General features: G+C 65.8%; 14 protein-coding genes and 1 tRNA gene. 8 read left to right on the top strand and 7 right to left on the bottom strand.

Annotation, left to right across the window (positions count from 1 at the left end):
* Positions 1-61 precede the first annotated feature (61 nt).
* Complete coding sequence (locus AC0KVN_RS22555; protein ID WP_161733260.1) at positions 62-418, top strand: PilZ domain-containing protein; 357 nt, start codon at positions 62-64, stop codon at positions 416-418.
* Here the strand turns inward: AC0KVN_RS22555 and AC0KVN_RS22560 are convergent.
* The 3 genes from AC0KVN_RS22560 to recG form a co-directional block, all read right to left on the bottom strand.
* Positions 390-1,466, bottom strand: coding sequence for a mechanosensitive ion channel family protein (locus AC0KVN_RS22560; protein ID WP_435568147.1), 1,077 nt, complete (start codon positions 1,464-1,466; stop codon positions 390-392). The two genes, AC0KVN_RS22555 and AC0KVN_RS22560, sit on opposite strands and share 29 nt — an antisense overlap.
* A gap of 90 nt (positions 1,467-1,556) precedes the next feature.
* A complete protein-coding gene (locus AC0KVN_RS22565) occupies positions 1,557-2,270 on the bottom strand; it encodes a lysostaphin resistance A-like protein (protein WP_483656395.1) in 714 nt (237 codons plus the stop codon).
* A 52-nt stretch (positions 2,271-2,322) separates the two neighbouring features.
* Entirely contained in the window at positions 2,323-4,386 is a 2,064-nt protein-coding gene (recG, locus tag AC0KVN_RS22570; RefSeq protein WP_435568148.1) for an ATP-dependent DNA helicase RecG, read from the bottom strand.
* Between the two features lie 87 nt (positions 4,387-4,473).
* Between recG and AC0KVN_RS22575 the strand changes: the two genes are divergently transcribed.
* Positions 4,474-4,740, top strand: a complete 267-nt coding sequence (locus AC0KVN_RS22575; RefSeq protein WP_278987828.1) for a succinate dehydrogenase assembly factor 2 — start codon at positions 4,474-4,476, stop codon at positions 4,738-4,740.
* 138 nt (positions 4,741-4,878) lie between these two features.
* A complete protein-coding gene (mfd, locus tag AC0KVN_RS22580; RefSeq protein WP_435568149.1) occupies positions 4,879-8,355 on the top strand; it encodes a transcription-repair coupling factor in 3,477 nt (1,158 codons plus the stop codon).
* 398 nt (positions 8,356-8,753) lie between these two features.
* Here mfd and AC0KVN_RS22585 read toward each other — a convergent pair whose 3' ends face one another.
* From AC0KVN_RS22585 to AC0KVN_RS22595, 3 genes are all read right to left on the bottom strand, one after another.
* Positions 8,754-9,083: a DUF2322 family protein gene (locus AC0KVN_RS22585; protein WP_435568150.1), complete on the bottom strand. Its 330-nt coding sequence runs from the start codon at positions 9,081-9,083 to the stop codon at positions 8,754-8,756.
* 89 nt (positions 9,084-9,172) lie between these two features.
* Positions 9,173-10,309, bottom strand: a complete 1,137-nt coding sequence (locus AC0KVN_RS22590) for a hypothetical protein (protein ID WP_435568151.1) — start codon at positions 10,307-10,309, stop codon at positions 9,173-9,175.
* Positions 10,310-10,371: 62 nt separating this feature from the next.
* Positions 10,372-11,508 carry a tetratricopeptide repeat protein gene (locus AC0KVN_RS22595; RefSeq protein ID WP_037520426.1) on the bottom strand — a complete coding sequence of 379 codons (1,137 nt, stop codon included), beginning with the start codon at positions 11,506-11,508 and terminating at the stop codon, positions 10,372-10,374.
* 510 nt (positions 11,509-12,018) lie between these two features.
* On the opposite strand from AC0KVN_RS22595, the gene AC0KVN_RS22600 reads away from it, so the two are divergent.
* Positions 12,019-12,426, top strand: a complete 408-nt coding sequence (locus tag AC0KVN_RS22600; RefSeq protein WP_004207498.1) for a hypothetical protein — start codon at positions 12,019-12,021, stop codon at positions 12,424-12,426.
* Positions 12,413-13,150, top strand: coding sequence for a TorF family putative porin (locus AC0KVN_RS22605; protein ID WP_435568152.1), 738 nt, complete (start codon positions 12,413-12,415; stop codon positions 13,148-13,150). Before AC0KVN_RS22600 ends, AC0KVN_RS22605 begins: the two co-directional genes overlap by 14 nt.
* Here the strand turns inward: AC0KVN_RS22605 and AC0KVN_RS22610 are convergent.
* Positions 13,139-15,151 carry a putative bifunctional diguanylate cyclase/phosphodiesterase gene (locus tag AC0KVN_RS22610; RefSeq protein ID WP_435568153.1) on the bottom strand — a complete coding sequence of 671 codons (2,013 nt, stop codon included), beginning with the start codon at positions 15,149-15,151 and terminating at the stop codon, positions 13,139-13,141. The two genes, AC0KVN_RS22605 and AC0KVN_RS22610, sit on opposite strands and share 12 nt — an antisense overlap.
* A gap of 121 nt (positions 15,152-15,272) precedes the next feature.
* Between AC0KVN_RS22610 and moaA the strand changes: the two genes are divergently transcribed.
* The 3 genes from moaA (at position 15,273) to AC0KVN_RS22625 (ending at position 17,210) form a co-directional block, all read left to right on the top strand.
* Entirely contained in the window at positions 15,273-16,286 is a 1,014-nt protein-coding gene (moaA, locus tag AC0KVN_RS22615; RefSeq protein ID WP_435568154.1) for a GTP 3',8-cyclase MoaA, read from the top strand.
* Complete coding sequence (locus AC0KVN_RS22620) at positions 16,283-17,059, top strand: NAD kinase (protein WP_004207502.1); 777 nt, start codon at positions 16,283-16,285, stop codon at positions 17,057-17,059. The genes moaA and AC0KVN_RS22620 overlap by 4 nt, the downstream gene beginning before the upstream one ends.
* Positions 17,060-17,135: 76 nt before the next feature.
* A tRNA-Asn gene (locus AC0KVN_RS22625) sits at positions 17,136-17,210 on the top strand.
* The last annotated feature ends 25 nt before the right edge of the window (positions 17,211-17,235 follow it).

Consider the following 17,235-nt stretch of genomic DNA (forward strand, 5'->3'; position numbering starts at 1 on the left):
CAGCCCAGTTAACGCTACCAGGTAGGAAAGCCTCCACTTTCCGCCCGCTAGGCTGAAACCCATGTCCTCCTCGGTTTTCGCCAATCTTGGCCATGTCATGCGGTCGCGCGACCCGTCCGTCGATCAGCGACGGGTGGCGCGCGACCTGGTCGACATGGTCAGCCATATCACAGCGGACGGCCGCACCCATGGCGTGCGGATCATCAACATCTCGCCGCTCGGCCTGATGTGCCGCACGGAAGAGTTGCTCTCGCTGAGCGGCCGGGTGCTGATCTGGCTGCCGGTGCTCAAGGATCGTCGCGCGCTCGTCCGCTGGAGCGAGGAAGGCCGGATCGGCCTCGAATTTGTCGAGCCGATCCCGACCGCCGGCTATGACGCCATGATGGCGCTCATCCCGCCACGCCGGACCGCCTGGTAAAGGCTTCATCCCTCTCCAGCGTCTGACGCCCGCGCACCAGCGCCTCGGGCATCTCCGTCCGCAGGAAGGTCAGCATCGCCTCGCGCACCTCGCAGCGCAGGTCAAAGGCAATCCCGGCATTGCGCGCCGACAGCAACCCGCGCAGTTCCAGCGCATCGGCGCGGTGATCGGTCACCTGCAATATCGCCACCCGCCCGTCCCAGCGTCCATTCGCCTTCACCGCCTCGACGAAGCGCGCGCGGATCCGCTCGATATCGGCGGTCGGATCGACATAGAGGAAGACGGTGCCCAGCAGGTCCGATGTCTTCGTGGTCCAGTTCTGGAACGGCTTCTCCAGGAAATAGGATACCGGCACCACCATGCGCCTGTCGTCCCAGATGCGCACGATCACATAGGTCAGCCTGATCTCCTCGATCCGCCCCCATTCCCCTTCGATGATGACGACATCGTCCAGCCGGATCGGCTCTGAAAAGGCCATCTGGATGCCCGCGATCAGATTTTTGAGCGCCGGTTGCGCCGCCGCGCCCACCGCCAGCGCGGCGAGGCCCGCCGACGCCATCAGCGACACGCCGATCGTCCGCACGCCCGGAATGGCGATCAGCATCATCGCGATCACGAAGAAGCCGACGATGCACTGGCAGATACGATAGAGGATGCTGATCTTGGTGCGCTGCCGCCGCGCCTTCAGATTATCCTCGACGCTGACATCGGCGCGCGCCTCCAGCATCGCCTTGCCCGCCCGCATCGCGCGAAAGATCAGCCAGCCGACCAGCAGCGCGAATATCATCCGCGCCCCGATGGACCAGATATCCTCGACCCGTGGCCCCATCTCGATCGACTTGAGCCCCGCGCCCAGAGCCAGCAGCACCACCAGCCAGCGCGTCGGCTGGAAGATGGCCGGCAACAACAAAGGCTCGATCCGCGCCCGCCGGACGATCCGCACCGCAATCCAGTAAAGCGCGCCGTGAACGGCGAAGGCGACGACCACCGACAGCGCGATCGAAAGCGCGGCCATCGGTGTGATATGGGTCAGGCTGATGTCGGTCATGCCAGGGGCAACGCGACCGCCCCGCATTTTGTTTCGCAGATGCAGCAGAGATTGTCGCCACGCCCTACATGATGAAGCCCCGGTCGATCGCTACTTCCATCGCATGAATATGGCGGTGAAGGTGAGCGTGTCGATGACGCCGTGCAACAGGATCAACGGCCACAGATTGCGCCTGAACAGCAGGAACATCGTCCCGAACGCCAGCCCGATCCCGCCCGTCACGAATGCCCCCCGCCACCCCTGATAATAGAAATGGCCATAGCCAAAGATCAGTGCGGACAGTAGGACAGCCAGCATGGCGCCCACGCGGCCGGCTGGAAACAGCGCCTGCAACCGGGTGATCAGATAGCCGCGAAAGAACATCTCCTCACCAAAGGCCGCAGCACTCCACACGATGCCGATCCACAACAGGAAATGCGACAGGCTCCCCGCCACCGCGCCCCAGCGATCGGCCACGCCAGCGGATTCCTTCGCCAGGAACGCCAGTCCAATCGCCGGCCCGACGATTGTCACCAGTGCAACGACGATGGCAAAGGCCAGCAGCGTCAACCCCGCCTTGGGCAGGACCATCAGTTTGGCCCTCCATCCCGGCAGCGGGATCAAGCCCATCGCCGACCAGCTCAGGCCGCAAAAACGCATATACAGCGTCAGCAAGGCCAGCGTCAGCAGCAGCGACACCGGGCCGGCGTAGCGCCAGAAGAGCAGGCTCATCCCATATTTGGCCAACAGCGCGAAGCCGACAAAGGCCACGATCTCGACCACAATGCCGCGTCGGCTCACCTTTCGGATCGGTTCTGGCGTCATCGCCACGGGGTGTCCTATGCGAGCAATACTGTCAAGGGAACGGCCGCGCCGCTCACCCCCCGCGCAGCAACCCCACCGCCGCATCCTTCTCGAACAGATAGAGGCAGGTCCGCGCCGCCTGTCCGCGTTCGCTGTCCAGTCCACCGTCGCGATCGATCAGCAGATGGGCGTCGTCGCGCGCCGCGTCCACCAATGCCGACACATGTTCGGGCGTCGCGATCTTCAGTTCCGCCTCGCCCGACTGGCGCGTTCCCAGCACCTCGCCCGCGCCGCGCAGCTTCAGATCTTCCTCGGCGATGCGGAAACCGTCATTGGTCTCGCGCATCAGCGCCAGCCGCGCCCGCGACGTCTCGCCCAGCGCATTGCCGCGCAGCAGCAGGCAGACCGACGGCTTGTCGCCGCGCCCGACCCGGCCACGCAACTGATGCAACTGCGCCAGGCCGAAGCGCTCCGCCCCCTCGATCACGATCAGGCTTGACTTGGGCACGTCGACGCCGACCTCGATCACCGTGGTCGCCACCAATATCTGGGTGCGGTTGGCGGCAAAGGCCTCCATCGCCGCATCCTTGTCCGGCCCCTTCATCTTGCCATGGACGAGGCCTACCCGGTCGCCGAAGCGCTGGCGCAGCGTCTCGGCCCGCATCTCGGCCGCCGCCTGGTCGCTGGTCTCGCTCTCCTCGACCAGCGGGCACACCCAATAGGCCTGCCCGCCCCCTTCGACATGGCGGGCCAGCCCCTCGACCACCTCGTCCAGCCGGTTGGCGGACATCACCAAAGTCTGGATCGGCTGGCGGCCCGGCGGCATCTCGTCCAGCCGCGACACGTCCATCTCGCCATAATAGGTCAGGGTCAGCGTGCGCGGGATCGGCGTGGCCGTCATCACCAGCAGATGCGGGGATCGCTCGGCCTTGCTCGCCAGCATCATCCGCTGCGCCACACCGAACCGATGCTGCTCGTCGATCACGGCCAGGCCCAGCGCCTTATACTGCACCTTCTCCTGAAAGATCGCGTGGGTGCCGACCAATATATGGATGCTGCCATCGGCCAGCCCCATCAGCGTCGCCTCACGCACCTTCCCCTTCTCGCGCCCGGTCAGGATCGCGATCTCGATCGGCAGACCCGATGCCATCTTGCGCAGCGTCTCATAATGTTGCCGCGCCAATATTTCCGTCGGCGCCAGCATTGCCCCCTGCATCCCGGCCTCGACCGCGTTCAGCAGCGCCATCAGCGCCACCAGCGTCTTGCCCGATCCGACATCGCCCTGCAGCAGCCGCAACATCGGCGTCGCCTGCGCCATGTCGCCCTCAATCTCGCCGATCGCGCGGCGCTGGGCACCGGTCGGGGCGAAAGGCAGCTTCAGCATCGCGCGCAGCCGTCCGTCGCCGCTGATCGGCACGCCGCGCCGCCGCCGCGACGATTGCCGCACCAGCATCAGCGCCAGTTGCCCGGCGAAAATCTCGTCATAGGCCAGCCGCTCGCGCGCCTGGGCGTCGGTCGGGTCGGCATGGAAGCGTTCCAGTGCCTCGCGCCAGGCCGGCCAGCCCTTGCTCGCCAGCAGGCTCGGCTCGATCCATTCGGGCAGTTCGGGCGCACGCGCCAGCGCCTGCCCCACCAGGTCGCGCATCCGGTTGTTGGTCAGCCCTTCCGACAGGCCATAGACGCTCTCGCGCGCCGGCACGGTGTCGGCTTCCTCGGGCGGCAGCACATAGTCGGGATGGACCATCTGCAGATTGTCGCCATAGGCTTCCAGCTTGCCCGACACGAATTTCGGTTCGTTGAGCGGCAGCAGCTTGCGCGGCCAGGCGCTGTTGCGACCGAAATAGACGAGGGAGACGGCGTTGCCATGGGCGTCCACCGCCTGCACCCGGAACGGCGCGCGCGCATTGCCGCTGGCGCGATAATCGACCGGTGTCAGCATGATGCCGATCACCTTGCCGGCGTCCGCCATGTCCAGTTCGTCGATCAGTTTCCGGTCGACATAATTGACCGGCAGATGGAAGGCGACATCGACCGCCCGCGCCAGCCCCAGCCGTTCGAGCGGACGGGCCAGCGCCGGGCCAATGCCCTTGAGCGCGGAGATTTCGGCAAAGAGCGGATTGAGAATATCGGGTCGCATGGCTATCTGAGGCTTCTCTAACGCAGCCGGGACGGTCATTCAAATATCCGATCGGCTGTTTCGGCACGTCCGTTAAAGGAACAAATTGTGAACGACAACCCGCTGATGCGTCGCCTGAAATTCCGCGCCTGGCACCGGGGCACGCGCGAGGCGGATTATACGGTCGGCGGCTTCTTCGAACGCTACCATGCGAGCTGGAACGAAGAGCAGATCGCCTGGTTCGAGCGTTTCATGGACGAACAGGATGCCGACATCATCGGCTGGGCGCTCGGCACCATCCCGGTGCCGGAAGAATGGAAAGGCCCGATGATGGACCAGTTCCTGAAGCTCGATTTCGTCAAGATCGAGAACTGAACATTCCTCCCCTGCAAGGGGAGGGGGACCACGAAGTGGTGGAGGGGTATCCCCCTCTCGATAGGGTGACACCCCTCCGTCAGGCCTTCGGCCAGCCACCTCCCCTTAGAGGGGAGGATTTTTGAAGATGATGGACCCATGACCGATCTCCAGAAAATCCTGAAGGCGAAGGCGCCGCTCACACTGTCCGGCGTGCCCGCCGGCTTCCAGCCCTGGCTGCTGGCGGACATTGCCCGCGCCGCCTATGGTTCGGATGCGACACGCGCCGTCTTCGTCGCGTCCGACGAGCAGCTGATGCGCGCGGTCGCCGAGACCGCCCATTATTTTGCGCCAGAGATCGAGCTCATCGAAATTCCTGCCTGGGACTGCCTGCCCTATGACCGGGCCAGCCCCTCACTGCGCACCGCGTCGGCGCGCCTTGCCGGCCTCCATGCGCTCCAGGCAAAACCAAAAGGGCCACAACTGGTCCTCACCACCCTCAACGCCCTGACCCAGCGCACCCTCACCCCGTTCCGCGTCCGCCAGCTGGTCGCGCGCCTCGCGCCCAAGGAGCGGATCGCGATCACGCGCCTTGCCGACATGCTGCAATCTAACGGCTATGTCCGCACCGACACCGTCCATGATCGCGGCGAGTTCGCCATTCGCGGCGGCATCGTCGACCTGTTCCCTGGCGGCGAGGACCAGCCGCTGCGGCTCGACTTCTTCGGCGACGAGATCGAGACGGTCCGCCGCTTCGACCCGACCGACCAGCGCACCACCGGCAGCATCGACGGCTTCACCCTACTTCCCGCGTCCGAAGCGCTGCTCGACGAAGACACGATCAAGCGCTTCCGCGGCCGCTATCGCGAAACCTTCGGCGCGACCGCGACCGGCGACCCGCTCTATCAGGCGGTGAGCGAGGGCCGGCGCCTCGCCGGCATGGAACATTGGCTACCCTTGTTCGAGGAAAAGCTGGTTCCGCTGACCGAGCATCTGGGCGATGACGCGATCATCGTCCGCGACCATGGCGTGGTCGGCGCGGCCGAGGCCCGGTTCGAGGCGATCCGCGACTATCATGCCAACCGCATCGCCGCGAAATCGGCCGATCCCGGTGCCTATCGCCCGCTGAAGCCCGAAGCCCTCTATCTCGACGCCGCCGAGTGGGATGCCTCCGCCGCTGTCTGGCCGATGCACGCCACCACCCCCTTCCACGAGCCCGAAAGCGCCACCGTCCTCGACTTCGCGGTCGACGGCCCGCGCGATTTCGCGCCCGAACGCGCGCAGAACGTCAATGTCTATGAGGCGGTCGGCAAGCATATCGACGCCCTGCGCCGCACGAAGAAGAAGGTGGTGATCGCCAGCTATTCCGCCGGCGCGCGCGAGCGCCTGTCGGGCCTGCTCGCCGATCATGGCGTCGCCCGCCTCGCTGCCGCCGACAGCTGGCAGGAAGCACTCGGCACCGCGGCGGGCGGCAGCGCCGTCCTCACCGTGCTCGGCCTCGACCATGGCTTCACCGCGCCCGACGTCGCCGTCCTCACCGAACAGGATATGCTGGGCGATCGCCTGGTCCGCCGCGCCAAGCGCAAGAAGAGCGCCGACGCCTTCCTCGCCGAACTCGCCACCCTCTCGCCCGGCGATCTCGTCGTCCATATGGACCATGGCATCGGCCGCTATGAGGGGCTGACCCAGATCCCGGTCAGCAAGACCGCGCATGACTGCGTCGCCCTCTCCTATGCCGGCGGCGACAAGCTCTATGTGCCGGTCGAAAATCTCGAAGTCCTCTCGCGCTACGGCTCCGACAGCGAGGGCGTGAGCCTCGACAAGCTGGGCGGCGAGGCCTGGCAGCGGCGCAAGGCGCGGATGAAGGAGCGGATCCGCGAGATTGCGGGCGAACTGCTCAAGACCGCCGCCGAACGCGCCCTGCGCCCGGCCGAAATCGCCGAGCCGGACGCCGCCGGCTATCCCGCCTTCGTCGACCGCTTCCCCTATCAGGAAACCGACGATCAGGACCGCGCGATCGGCGATGTCATCGAGGATTTGGGCGCCGGCCGTCCGATGGACCGCCTGGTCTGCGGCGATGTCGGCTTCGGCAAGACGGAGGTCGCGCTGCGCGCCGCCTTCGTCGCCGCCATGGCCGGGATGCAGGTGGTGGTGATCTGCCCCACCACCCTGCTCGCGCGCCAGCATCACATGAATTTCATCGAGCGCTTCCGCGGCTTCCCGCTGGAAATCGCCCGCCTCTCCCGTCTCGTCCCCGACAAGGAGGCGAAGGCGACCAAGGCGGGCCTGGCCGACGGCACGATCGACATTGTCGTGGGCACCCACGCCCTGCTCGCCAAGGGGCTGGAGTTCAAGCGCCTCGGCCTCGTCATCGTCGATGAGGAACAGCGTTTCGGCGTCACCCACAAGGAACGGCTGAAGTCCCTCAAGACCGACGTCCATGTCCTGACCCTCACCGCCACGCCGATCCCGCGCACGCTCCAGATGGCGATGTCGGGCCTGCGCGAACTCTCGGTCATCCAGACCCCGCCGGTCGATCGCCTGGCGGTACGCACCTACATCATGCCCTGGGACGGCGTCGTCATCCGCGAGGCGCTGCTGCGCGAACATTATCGCGGCGGCCAGAGCTTCTTCGTCGTGCCGCGCATCTCCGACCTGACCGAAGTCGAGGAGTTCCTGCGCACCGAAGTGCCCGAGGTGAAGCCGATCGTCGCCCATGGCCAGATGAGCGCCACCGATGTCGAGGAGCGCATGTCCGCCTTCTACGACAAGCGCTATGACGTTCTGCTCTCCACCACCATCGTCGAATCCGGGCTCGACATCCCCAGCGCCAACACCCTCATCATCCACCGCGCCGACCGCTTCGGCCTTGCCCAGCTCTATCAGCTGCGCGGTCGCGTCGGCCGGTCGAAGACGCGCGCCTATGCCTATTTCACCACGCCCGCCAACCGCATCATCACCGAAACCGCGGAAAAGCGGCTCAAGGTGCTGTCCGATCTCGATACGCTGGGCGCCGGTTTCCAGCTCGCCAGCCATGATCTCGACATTCGCGGCGCCGGCAATCTCGTCGGCGACGAACAGTCGGGCCATATCAAGGAAGTCGGCTTCGAACTCTACCAGTCGATGCTGGAGGACGCGATCATGGACGCCAAGGCCGGCGGCGCCGGTCTCGAAGCGCGCCGCGACAGCTTCTCGCCGCAGATCAGCGTCGACGCGCCGATCATGATCCCGGAAGAATTCGTGCCGGACCTCGACCTGCGCATGGGTCTCTATCGCCGCATCAACGAGCTGGAGGATCGCCAGGGTCTGGAGGCCTTCGCCGCCGAGCTGATCGACCGCTTCGGCAAGCTGCCCGCGCCGACCCAGAACCTGCTCAAGATCATCGAGATCAAGCAGAATTGCCTCAAGGCCAATATCGCCAAGATCGATGTCGGGCCAAAGGGCGCGCTGGTCAGCTTCTTCGAGGATCGCTTCCCCAACCCCGCAGGTCTGGTCGCCTATGTCCAGCGCCTCGACGGCGTCGCCCGCCTGCGCCCGGACAGCAAGGTGGTCGTCACCCGCGCCTGGCCCGACCCCGCCGCCCGCCTGAACGGCGCGCTGCAACTGTCGAAGGGGCTGGCCAAGGCGGCAGGGTAAGCCTGCCCTCTATTCCTCCCCGCCGCGCGGGGAGAAAACGACCAGAATCTGACGTTTCTCATTCCTCCCCAAGCTTGTCTTGGGGAGGTGGCAGCGCGAAGCGCTGACGCGCGACCTTCTCTACTTGCCCCTCCACCGCCTTCGGCGGTCCCCCTCCCCAAGCAAGCTTGGGGAGGATTGTCGGTCAGTCCGCTTCCCGCCCCATTCCCGCCATTGCCAATTGCCCTCTCCCGTTCACGGGAGAGGGAGGGGCCCGCGCCGCAGGCGTGGGAGGGTGAGGGCCTTTCGAAGCAACCTGTCCTCATCCGATTTCGCCCGCCCGACCTGGCAGGCCCTGCGTCATGCCCCGACAGCGGCAAAAGAAATGGCGCGTCAAGGCAATAATTTACCCGGCTCGTTCAGCCCGCAACCACCCCGATCGCCAGCGCATCGCCGCCGTCCACGATCGCGATCAACCGATCGACATTGGGGTGCGCGCCCGGCCGGTTGCGGGCGTCCGCCGTATGTTCGGCAAACACCGCCAGCCCATGCTCGGCCGCGGCCGCGTCGAGCGTGCCGAACAGCTGCTGCAAATAGGCATAAACCGCCAACGATCCCTGCTTGCCCGGCTGGTTCTCGATGCTGGCGACCACCGCGCCGGTCGCGTCTTTCAGGTCGATGCGGGCGATGCCATCGATCGGCGGCAGCAGCTGTAGATTGTCCTTGAACGTCGCACCCGGTTGAATCATCGCTGGCTTCCCGTCTCGAAAAATGATGAGCGCGGGCCTTTAGAGCCTGCCGTCCGGGGTGGAAAGCACTTTGCGCTGCTGCCCCTGCCTCATTCGCCCGGCGGGGACATGGCGGCCTCCGATGCGGTCAGGTCCAGTATCTCGAAGCCCGGTGCAGCCACCCGGCGCCGGATATTCGACCCGACCGGGGTCGCATATAGGTTCTTGCGGGTCACCCGCTCGATCCGATAGCTGCCAGGGCCATCTTCCTCGCCAACCTTGGCACTCGCCGCATAGCGCCGGCCCTCAACCTGTTTCAGGATCGCCGGCGCCCAGGCAGGCGCACGCGACCCGCGCAAGATTTCCGCTTCCTCGGTATGCCCATCTGGTCGAACCCAGAAGCCCACATCCACCCACTGGATGCTGGCCACATCGGTGGATCGGACCGACGTCACATCGACGCCGCCAAAGGCCCGCACATTATTGCTGGCCTCGGCCATCGCATCCCCCGGATAGGGCGGTTGCCAGACCAGGACCGGCGGCCCGCCCTGGTCCGCAGCGATGGTTCCGGCCAGGCGGGTGATTTCCGCATCGTCGCCGGCCCGCACCGCCAGGCGCAGGCGCACCACGCGCAGGGCGGTACGAAATCCCGGTTCCTGCGCAATCGGCCGCTGCTCCAATGCATCCAGCATCATGTTCGCTTCACGCACCTTGCCCAGCGCGCCGGCCAGCCACACCCTCTTCATCCCGGCCATCATCGCCGGATAGGCGCGCTCTTCGGCCAGAGCCTGCTCCTCTATTCCACGGAAGGTCGATTCCGCCTGCCGATAGCGGCCCAGCTTGATCCACATGTCACCCAAGGCCGTGGCCGAAGCCTGCACCGCCACATCATCCGCCGGCAGATTGTCGCGCAGCGTCTTGACCTGCCCTGCCACCGCGCGGCGATAATCATCCTGATCGCCCTCATGCAGCGACACCGTCGCCATCGCTTCATAGATGGCGGCCACCGCCCGCGGTGCCTCCGCCCCCTTGTTCTTGTTGCGGCTGATCGCTGCGGCCAGCAGCCCCTTGGCATGCACATATTCACCATTGCGGAACTGCTGTTCGGCCAGCGCGATCGTCGCCTGCGCATCGCGCAGCGGCGTGCATTCGCCGCGCACGCATTTTGCCTGCTCCTCGACCAGCCGCTGGCCCGTCACGACGATATCGGGCGAGGCCGCCTGCACCAGAAGCAAAAGGGCGAACATAATGATTTCCTTCCTTTCTGTCAGCTACCCTGTCACATGAACCGCTATGCCCATGCCCGGCCTTATTCGCCGGGCGGCGGCATCGCCGCTTCCGATGCGGTCAGGTCCAGTATCTCGAAACCCGCTGCCGGAACCCGACGCCGGATCACCGATCCCTTGGGAACCACATATTGATATTTGGGCGTGACACGCTCGATCCGATAGCTGCCGGATGCATCTTCCTCGCCGACCTTGGCACGCGCCGCATAGCGCCGCCCCGCTACCTGCTTCAGGATCGCCGGCGCCCAGGCGGGGGATCGCGACCCCCGCAATATCTCCGCTTCCTCGGTATGCCCATCCGGCCGGATCCAGAAGCCCACATCCACCCACTGGATGCTAGCCAGGTCGGACGAATTGATCGGAACCGCATCCACGAGATCAAAGGTCCGGGCACTATTATTCGCCTCGACCGCCGCACTGCCTGGATAGGATGGTTGCCAGATCAGCACCGGCGGCCCGCCTTGGTCCGTACCGATCATCCCGGCCAGCCGGGTGATTTCCGCATCGTCGCCGGCCCGCACCGCCAGCCGCAGACGCACCACGCGCAAGGCGGTGCGAAAGCCCGGTTCCCGCGCAATCGGCCGCCGCTCCAACGCGTCCAGCATCGCGCGCGCATCGCGCGCCTTGCCCAGCGCGCCGGCCAGCCACACCCGCTTCATCCCGGCCATCATCGCCGGATAGGCCTGTCCTTCGGCCAGCGCCTGCTCCTCTATTCCACGGAAGGTCGATTCCGCCTGCCGATAGCGGCCCAGCTTGATCCACATGTCACCCAGCGCCGTGGCCGACGCCTGCACCGCCACATCATCCGCCGGCAGATTGTCGCGCAGCGTCTTCACCTGCCCCGCCACCGCGCGGCGATAATCATCCTGATCGCCCTCATGCAGCGACACCGTCGCCATCGCTTCATAGATGGCGGCAACCGCTCGCGGCGCCTCCGCGCCTCTGTCCTTGTTGCGGCTGATCGCTGCGGCCAGCAGCCCCTTGGCATGCACATATTCGCCATTGCGGAACTGCTGCTCGGCCAGGGCGATCGTCGCCTGCGCATCGCGCAGTGGCGTGCATTCGCCGCGCGCGCATTTCGCCTGCTCTTCGACCAGCCTCTCGCCCGTCACGACGATATCGGGCGCGGCTGCCTGCAACAGAAGAAAAAGGGCGAACATGATGATATCCCTCCTGCATTCCTCAAGTTCATAGTGGCGGATCGACGCAGGCTTGCAAATCGCAATGGCCGACAGAAACGTTCAGCAACCACTTCTTTCCTATTTGGACTTTCTCTGCTCTATCCTGCCGGATGATGCCGCCTGTCTCCGCGCCCCAACCACCGCATGAAATCATGACCCGATTGTCGCGTCCTGATGCCCCGGATGACGCGTCCCCATGACCCGGATGACGCGTCCCCATGACCCGACCGTCGCGTCACCGGCACTCAATTGACGCGTCGCTATCGCTTGCGTGGCGCGTTGCCATAACCTTTTTCGCAAAATCAGCCAGAAATACGGAGCAAGAACGGTGTGAACTTCGCGGCTGACGCGTCACGATGCCCCTGTCATGACCCAGCGCCCCTCATGTCGCCATTCATCATCAACCGGAAAAGAAGCAGCAACAGTCGAAACCTACATGCCTTCGTGACGACCGGGCAACAAAGCGCGGCGTCACAGCAGGAGAATGAAATGAGTTTGATCCTTATGGCGCTTGCCGCCGCCGCGACCCACAATGTGTCGGTCGAGCATCATGGCAACCAGATCGGCGCCACCTACACCGCCCGTGCCGACATCCGCACAAAGACCATCGGCGCCAAGACGCCCAACCGCATGGACAATCAGCGCTGCCAGTGGACCGCGACGATCGTCGTCGACCGCAAGCTGGACCATGGTCCTGCGCTCGCCCGCACCGTGTCGAGCGACAAACGCTTTTCGGGTAGCGAGGCTGGTGCCTGCACGACCGGCCGTCAATCGGGCGAACGCAACATGGCCCAGTATCAGGACAAGATCGAAGCGCACCTGATCGCCGTGGCGGAAGCCGATCGCGCGCCGCTGCTGGCCGAACTGGACTCGGTGCGCAATCTTGCGTCGAACTGATCGGACCATCGGCCTGGCATGGCTGGGCGGGCTTGGCCTCGCCCTCCATGCCGTACCGGCCGCCGCCCAATATGCCAGCGGCCCCAACGCCACGGTCGAGGTCGCCAGCGACGAGCGCCGCCGCGGTCTGAGCTGGAGCGATGGCGATCCGGTGCTGCGCGGCACCTTGTCCGTGCCGGTCGCACAGGGCCTGTCGCTCGATGGCGCCGCGACCAGCCTCTGGAGCAGCGATCGCCATGGCGGCGCCAACGCCGTGATCGATCTTGGCCCTTCCTATGTCCATCAACTGGGCGGGTGGCGGCTGTCGCTCGACGCGCGCTACCATCTCTTTCCCGGCGCCGATCATCAGGGCTATGGCGAATTGGGCGCCGGCGCCAGCTTCCTGATTGGCCCCGCCAGCATCGACATCGGCGCCCAATATGCGCCGCGCCAGTCGGCGATCGGCGGCGACAATCTCTATCTGTCCTCCGCCGCCTCCTTCGCCATTCCGGGCACGCCGCTCACAGCCTCGGCACGGGTCGGCCATAGTTCCGGGTCGGATCGCGATCCGATCGCATCGCAACGGCTGCGGCCGGGCGACGATTATTGGGATTATGGCGCTGCCATCGTCTGGTATCGCGGCCGCTGGTCGGCGGAGTTGCGCTACAGCGACACCGACATCGCCGACCGCGACGCGCGCCACGCCGGCTCTGCCCTCATCGGTAAGGTCGGCCTAACCCTGTAGCACCAGGGATATGAGTTCGGGCGTGGAGACGCCGGCCGAGCGCAGGAAGCCCTGATAATAATCACAGCCTTCCCGTGCCAGCAGGTCGAGCTGCTGCTCCGTCTCCACCCCTTCGGCGATGACGTTGAGGCCCAGCGACTTCGCCATATGGATCACCCCGCGCACGATGATCCGGTCGCGCGCCGACCCGGCGATATCCTGGGCTAGGCTGGAGTCGATCTTCAGATAGTCGAGCGGCAGGCCCTTCAAATAGGCCAGGCTCGAATAGCCGGTGCCGAAATCGTCGATCGCCACCGCCAGCCCTTCGGACCGCAATGCCGTCAGCAGCGCCGCCGCCGCGTCGACATCATGGATCAGCCCGCTTTCGGTAATCTCCACCGTCAGCCGCGACCGGGGAAAGCCACTGCGATCCACCTGGCCCAGGAAATCAGCCATGAACCCCGGCTGCGAAATATCCGCCGCCGTGACGTTGATCGACAGGCGCAGATTGGACAGCGCGCTCGGCCAGGCCGCCGCCTGCCGCAATGCCTCGGCCTGAATATGCGCCGACAGCGGCAGCATATAGTCGGACCGTTCCGCCGTGCCGAACAATATGCCGGCCCCCAGCGGACCATAGATCGGGTGGTTCCACCGCGCCAACGCCTCGACCCCGCTGATGCGATGGTCATAGACCGGATATTGCGGCTGGAACACGATGCCGATCTCGCCCCGGTGCAGCGCCAGCCGCAGGTCGGTTTCCAGTTGGTCGGCGTCGAGCTGGCGGCTGCGCTTCTCGGCGGAAAAGATGCGAATGCCTTCGCCCCCGCCCTGTCGCGCATCGGCCAGTGCAGCCCCTGCCCGCCGCAGCAACTGGGTCGCATCATCCTCCGCCCGCGCCTGAGCGATACCGCATCGCGCAATCAAACGGATCAGATGGTCGCCCGCACTGAACGGCCGGCTGATCGCCTCGATCAACTGCCGCGCCAGATAGGTCGCCCGCTCCGCCGCCGCCGGCTCGCCGGTCAGGCCGACCAGAAATTCGGTGCCGGCGATCCGTGCGACCATCGCATGGCCTGCCACGCTATCGACAATCTGTTCGATCCGCCGCGCAATCCGCCCAAGCAGCGCGTCGCCCACCACCTGGCCATAGGCCGCATTCATGCGATCGAACTGGCTGATCGACAGCAGCACCACCGTCGTCGGCAACCCCGACCGGCGATCCAGCCAGTCCAGCGCCGCCTGGCGCGAACGCAGCCCGGTCAGATTGTCGCGGCTCGCCACATCCTGGTCCTGCGCGTCGGACAACCACTCCACATCGGCCGCCACCGTGCCGTCGACGAAGCGCAGATGATGCACCAGCCGATTGCCCGGCCGATCCGGCACGGCATGGGCAAACGCCGCCGGACGGCCCGACTGCATCATCCCCTCCAGCGCGTTCAGCACCGCCTTGCGTTCATTGCGCGCCAGCCGGTGGATCAAGATCGACGGCGTCGGCTGCCACGCCTCTATCCCCAGATTGCGGGCCAGACTCTCGCTCAGCCGCAGTCCGGCGCCGTCACGATCCATCTCCCAGTAAAGCGCGTCGCCCCGGCGGATGCGTTGAGCCCGCTGGCTCTGCATCGCGCCGCCGCCTAACCGCTCGACCAGCCGCTGCGCCGATGCCAGCGTCGCCTGCAACAAGGGTTGCGTCACCGGCGCCACCAGAAAATGGGTCGCGCCGGCATCGAACAATTGCGGCAGCGTCGCGACCGCCGCCGCATCGACCAGCACCACAAGCGCGCAGCCGCCAGCGTCAACCGCCGGCACCAGTGGCGCAATCAGTTTGGCCGCCGTCCCACCGCGCATGTCGACCAGCGCGATCTGGGCATCGCTGCGCAGAAAACGTTGCGGCGCATCCGTGGCACGCCGCGCGCCGATCGCACGCCAGCCCGCCTCCTGCGCGGCACGGCACAGGGGGTCGCGGTCGCCGGGCGACAGGATGAAGATGCTGCGCTGCCCGTCCGGGGCGGCCTGCCCGCTCACTCTTTTATCGACTCCCTGACAAGGCGCATGCCGCTCTTGTAACAGCAACCGGTTACCGACCTCTTCACCGCCCCGCAACCGGCCAGCTTGCGCGCGCCATGCCCATGGCCTAGCTAGGGGCATGGCCATGGTCGATCCTGCCGCAACTTCCATGACCGACGGCCTTGGCCGCCGGATCGATTATCTGCGGATTTCCGTTACGGATCGATGCGACCTGCGCTGCCGCTACTGCATGGCCGAACGGATGCAATTCCTGCCGAAAAATCAGGTTCTGACGCTGGAGGAAATCGCGCTGCTCGCCGATCTCTTCATTGCGCGCGGCGTGCGCCGCATCCGTCTGACTGGCGGCGAACCGCTGGTACGCCGCGACATCATCGACCTGATCCGTCGAATCGGTCGCCATCTGGATGCCGGCCTTCAGGAACTGACGCTGACCACCAACGGCACGCGCCTGGCCGATCATGCAGAGGCGCTGCACGACGCCGGCGTCCGCCGCATCAATGTCAGCCTCGACAGCCTGCAGGCCGATCGCTTCGCCCATATCACCCGCGGCGGCGACCTGACGGCCGTGCTGCGCGGGGTCGATGCAGCGCGCGCGGCGGGGCTTGCGGTCAAAATCAACATGGTCGCGCTCAAGGATATCAATGCCGACGAGATCCTGCCGATGCTGCGCTGGTGCGACAGCCAGGGCTTCGACCTGACCCTGATCGAGACCATGCCGCTGGGCGAAACCGGCGAGGATCGCACCGACCATTATCTGCCGCTGTCGTATGTCGCGCAGGAGATTGACGCCCATCATGCCCTCACCCCGATCGCGGCGCGCACGGGTGGCCCTGCACGCTATCATGACGTCGAGGGGCTGGGCATCCGCCTTGGCCTCATCACCCCGCTCACCCGCAATTTCTGCGCCGACTGCAACCGGATGCGCATGACCTGCGAGGGCAAGATCTACATGTGCCTGGGCCATGACGACCATGTCGATTTCAAGGCCGCCCTGCGCAGCGGCGGCCTCGCCGCAGTCGAACCGCTGGTCGATCGCGCACTGCAGCGCAAGCCCGCCGCCCATGATTTCCGGATCGGCGCGAGCGCTCCGACTGCGGCGGTCCAGCGACATATGAGCGTCACCGGCGGATGAATAGCGAACCCCGGCGCGCCCTCGTCGCGTCCCCGACCCAGGCTGCACGGGCAGCGGAAGAGCGGTTGCGCGCCGCCTATGATTTCGTGCCGCTGGAACAGGCGGACACGGTCATTGCGCTGGGCGGCGACGGTTTCATGCTGCAGACGCTGCACGCCATGCTGGAATCCCGCCGCATATTGCCGGTCTTCGGCATGAACCTCGGCACGGTCGGCTTCCTGATGAACGAATGGCGTCTGGAACGGCTGGAACAGCGACTGGAAAAGGCCAAGAGCTTCAAGGTCAACCCGCTGCGCATGGTGGTCGACACGGTCGATGGCGAGCGTTTCTCCATCCCGGCGATCAACGAAGTCTCGCTGCTGCGCGAAACCCGCCAGACCGCCAAGCTGGAAGTGCAGGTCAACGATCGCCCCGTGCTGCCCGAACTGGTGTGCGACGGCGTGCTGGTAGCCACCCCCGCCGGGTCCACCGCCTATAATCTTTCCGCCCATGGCCCAATCCTGCCGCTGGGGTCCGCCCTGGTCGCCCTGACCCCGATCAGCCCGTTCCGGCCGCGCCGCTGGCGTGGCGCCATCCTGCCGGAAAATACCGCGATTCGCTTTACCGTGCTCGATCCGGTCAAGCGTCCGGTCAGTGCCGTCGCCGACCAGCGCGAAGTCCGCGACGTCGCCCAGGTCGAGGTCAAGATCGACCGCGCCACCCCGCTGACCCTGTTGTTCGACCCCGAACATACGCTGGACGACCGGATCGCGGCCGAACAATTTATCGCGTAATTTTCTGCAATTTCATGCTTGCCATTTGGGACAAGCCGCTGCATATGCGCGGCCTGCCCGGCGCAAGCGGGGCTGCTCCCCGATAGCTCAGCGGTAGAGCATTCGACTGTTAATCGAATGGCCGTAGGTTCGAATCCTACTCGGGGAGCCACTATTTCAGCCCTTGGCAAGGCCGG

This window comes from Sphingobium sp. SG1, from assembly GCF_057063145.1.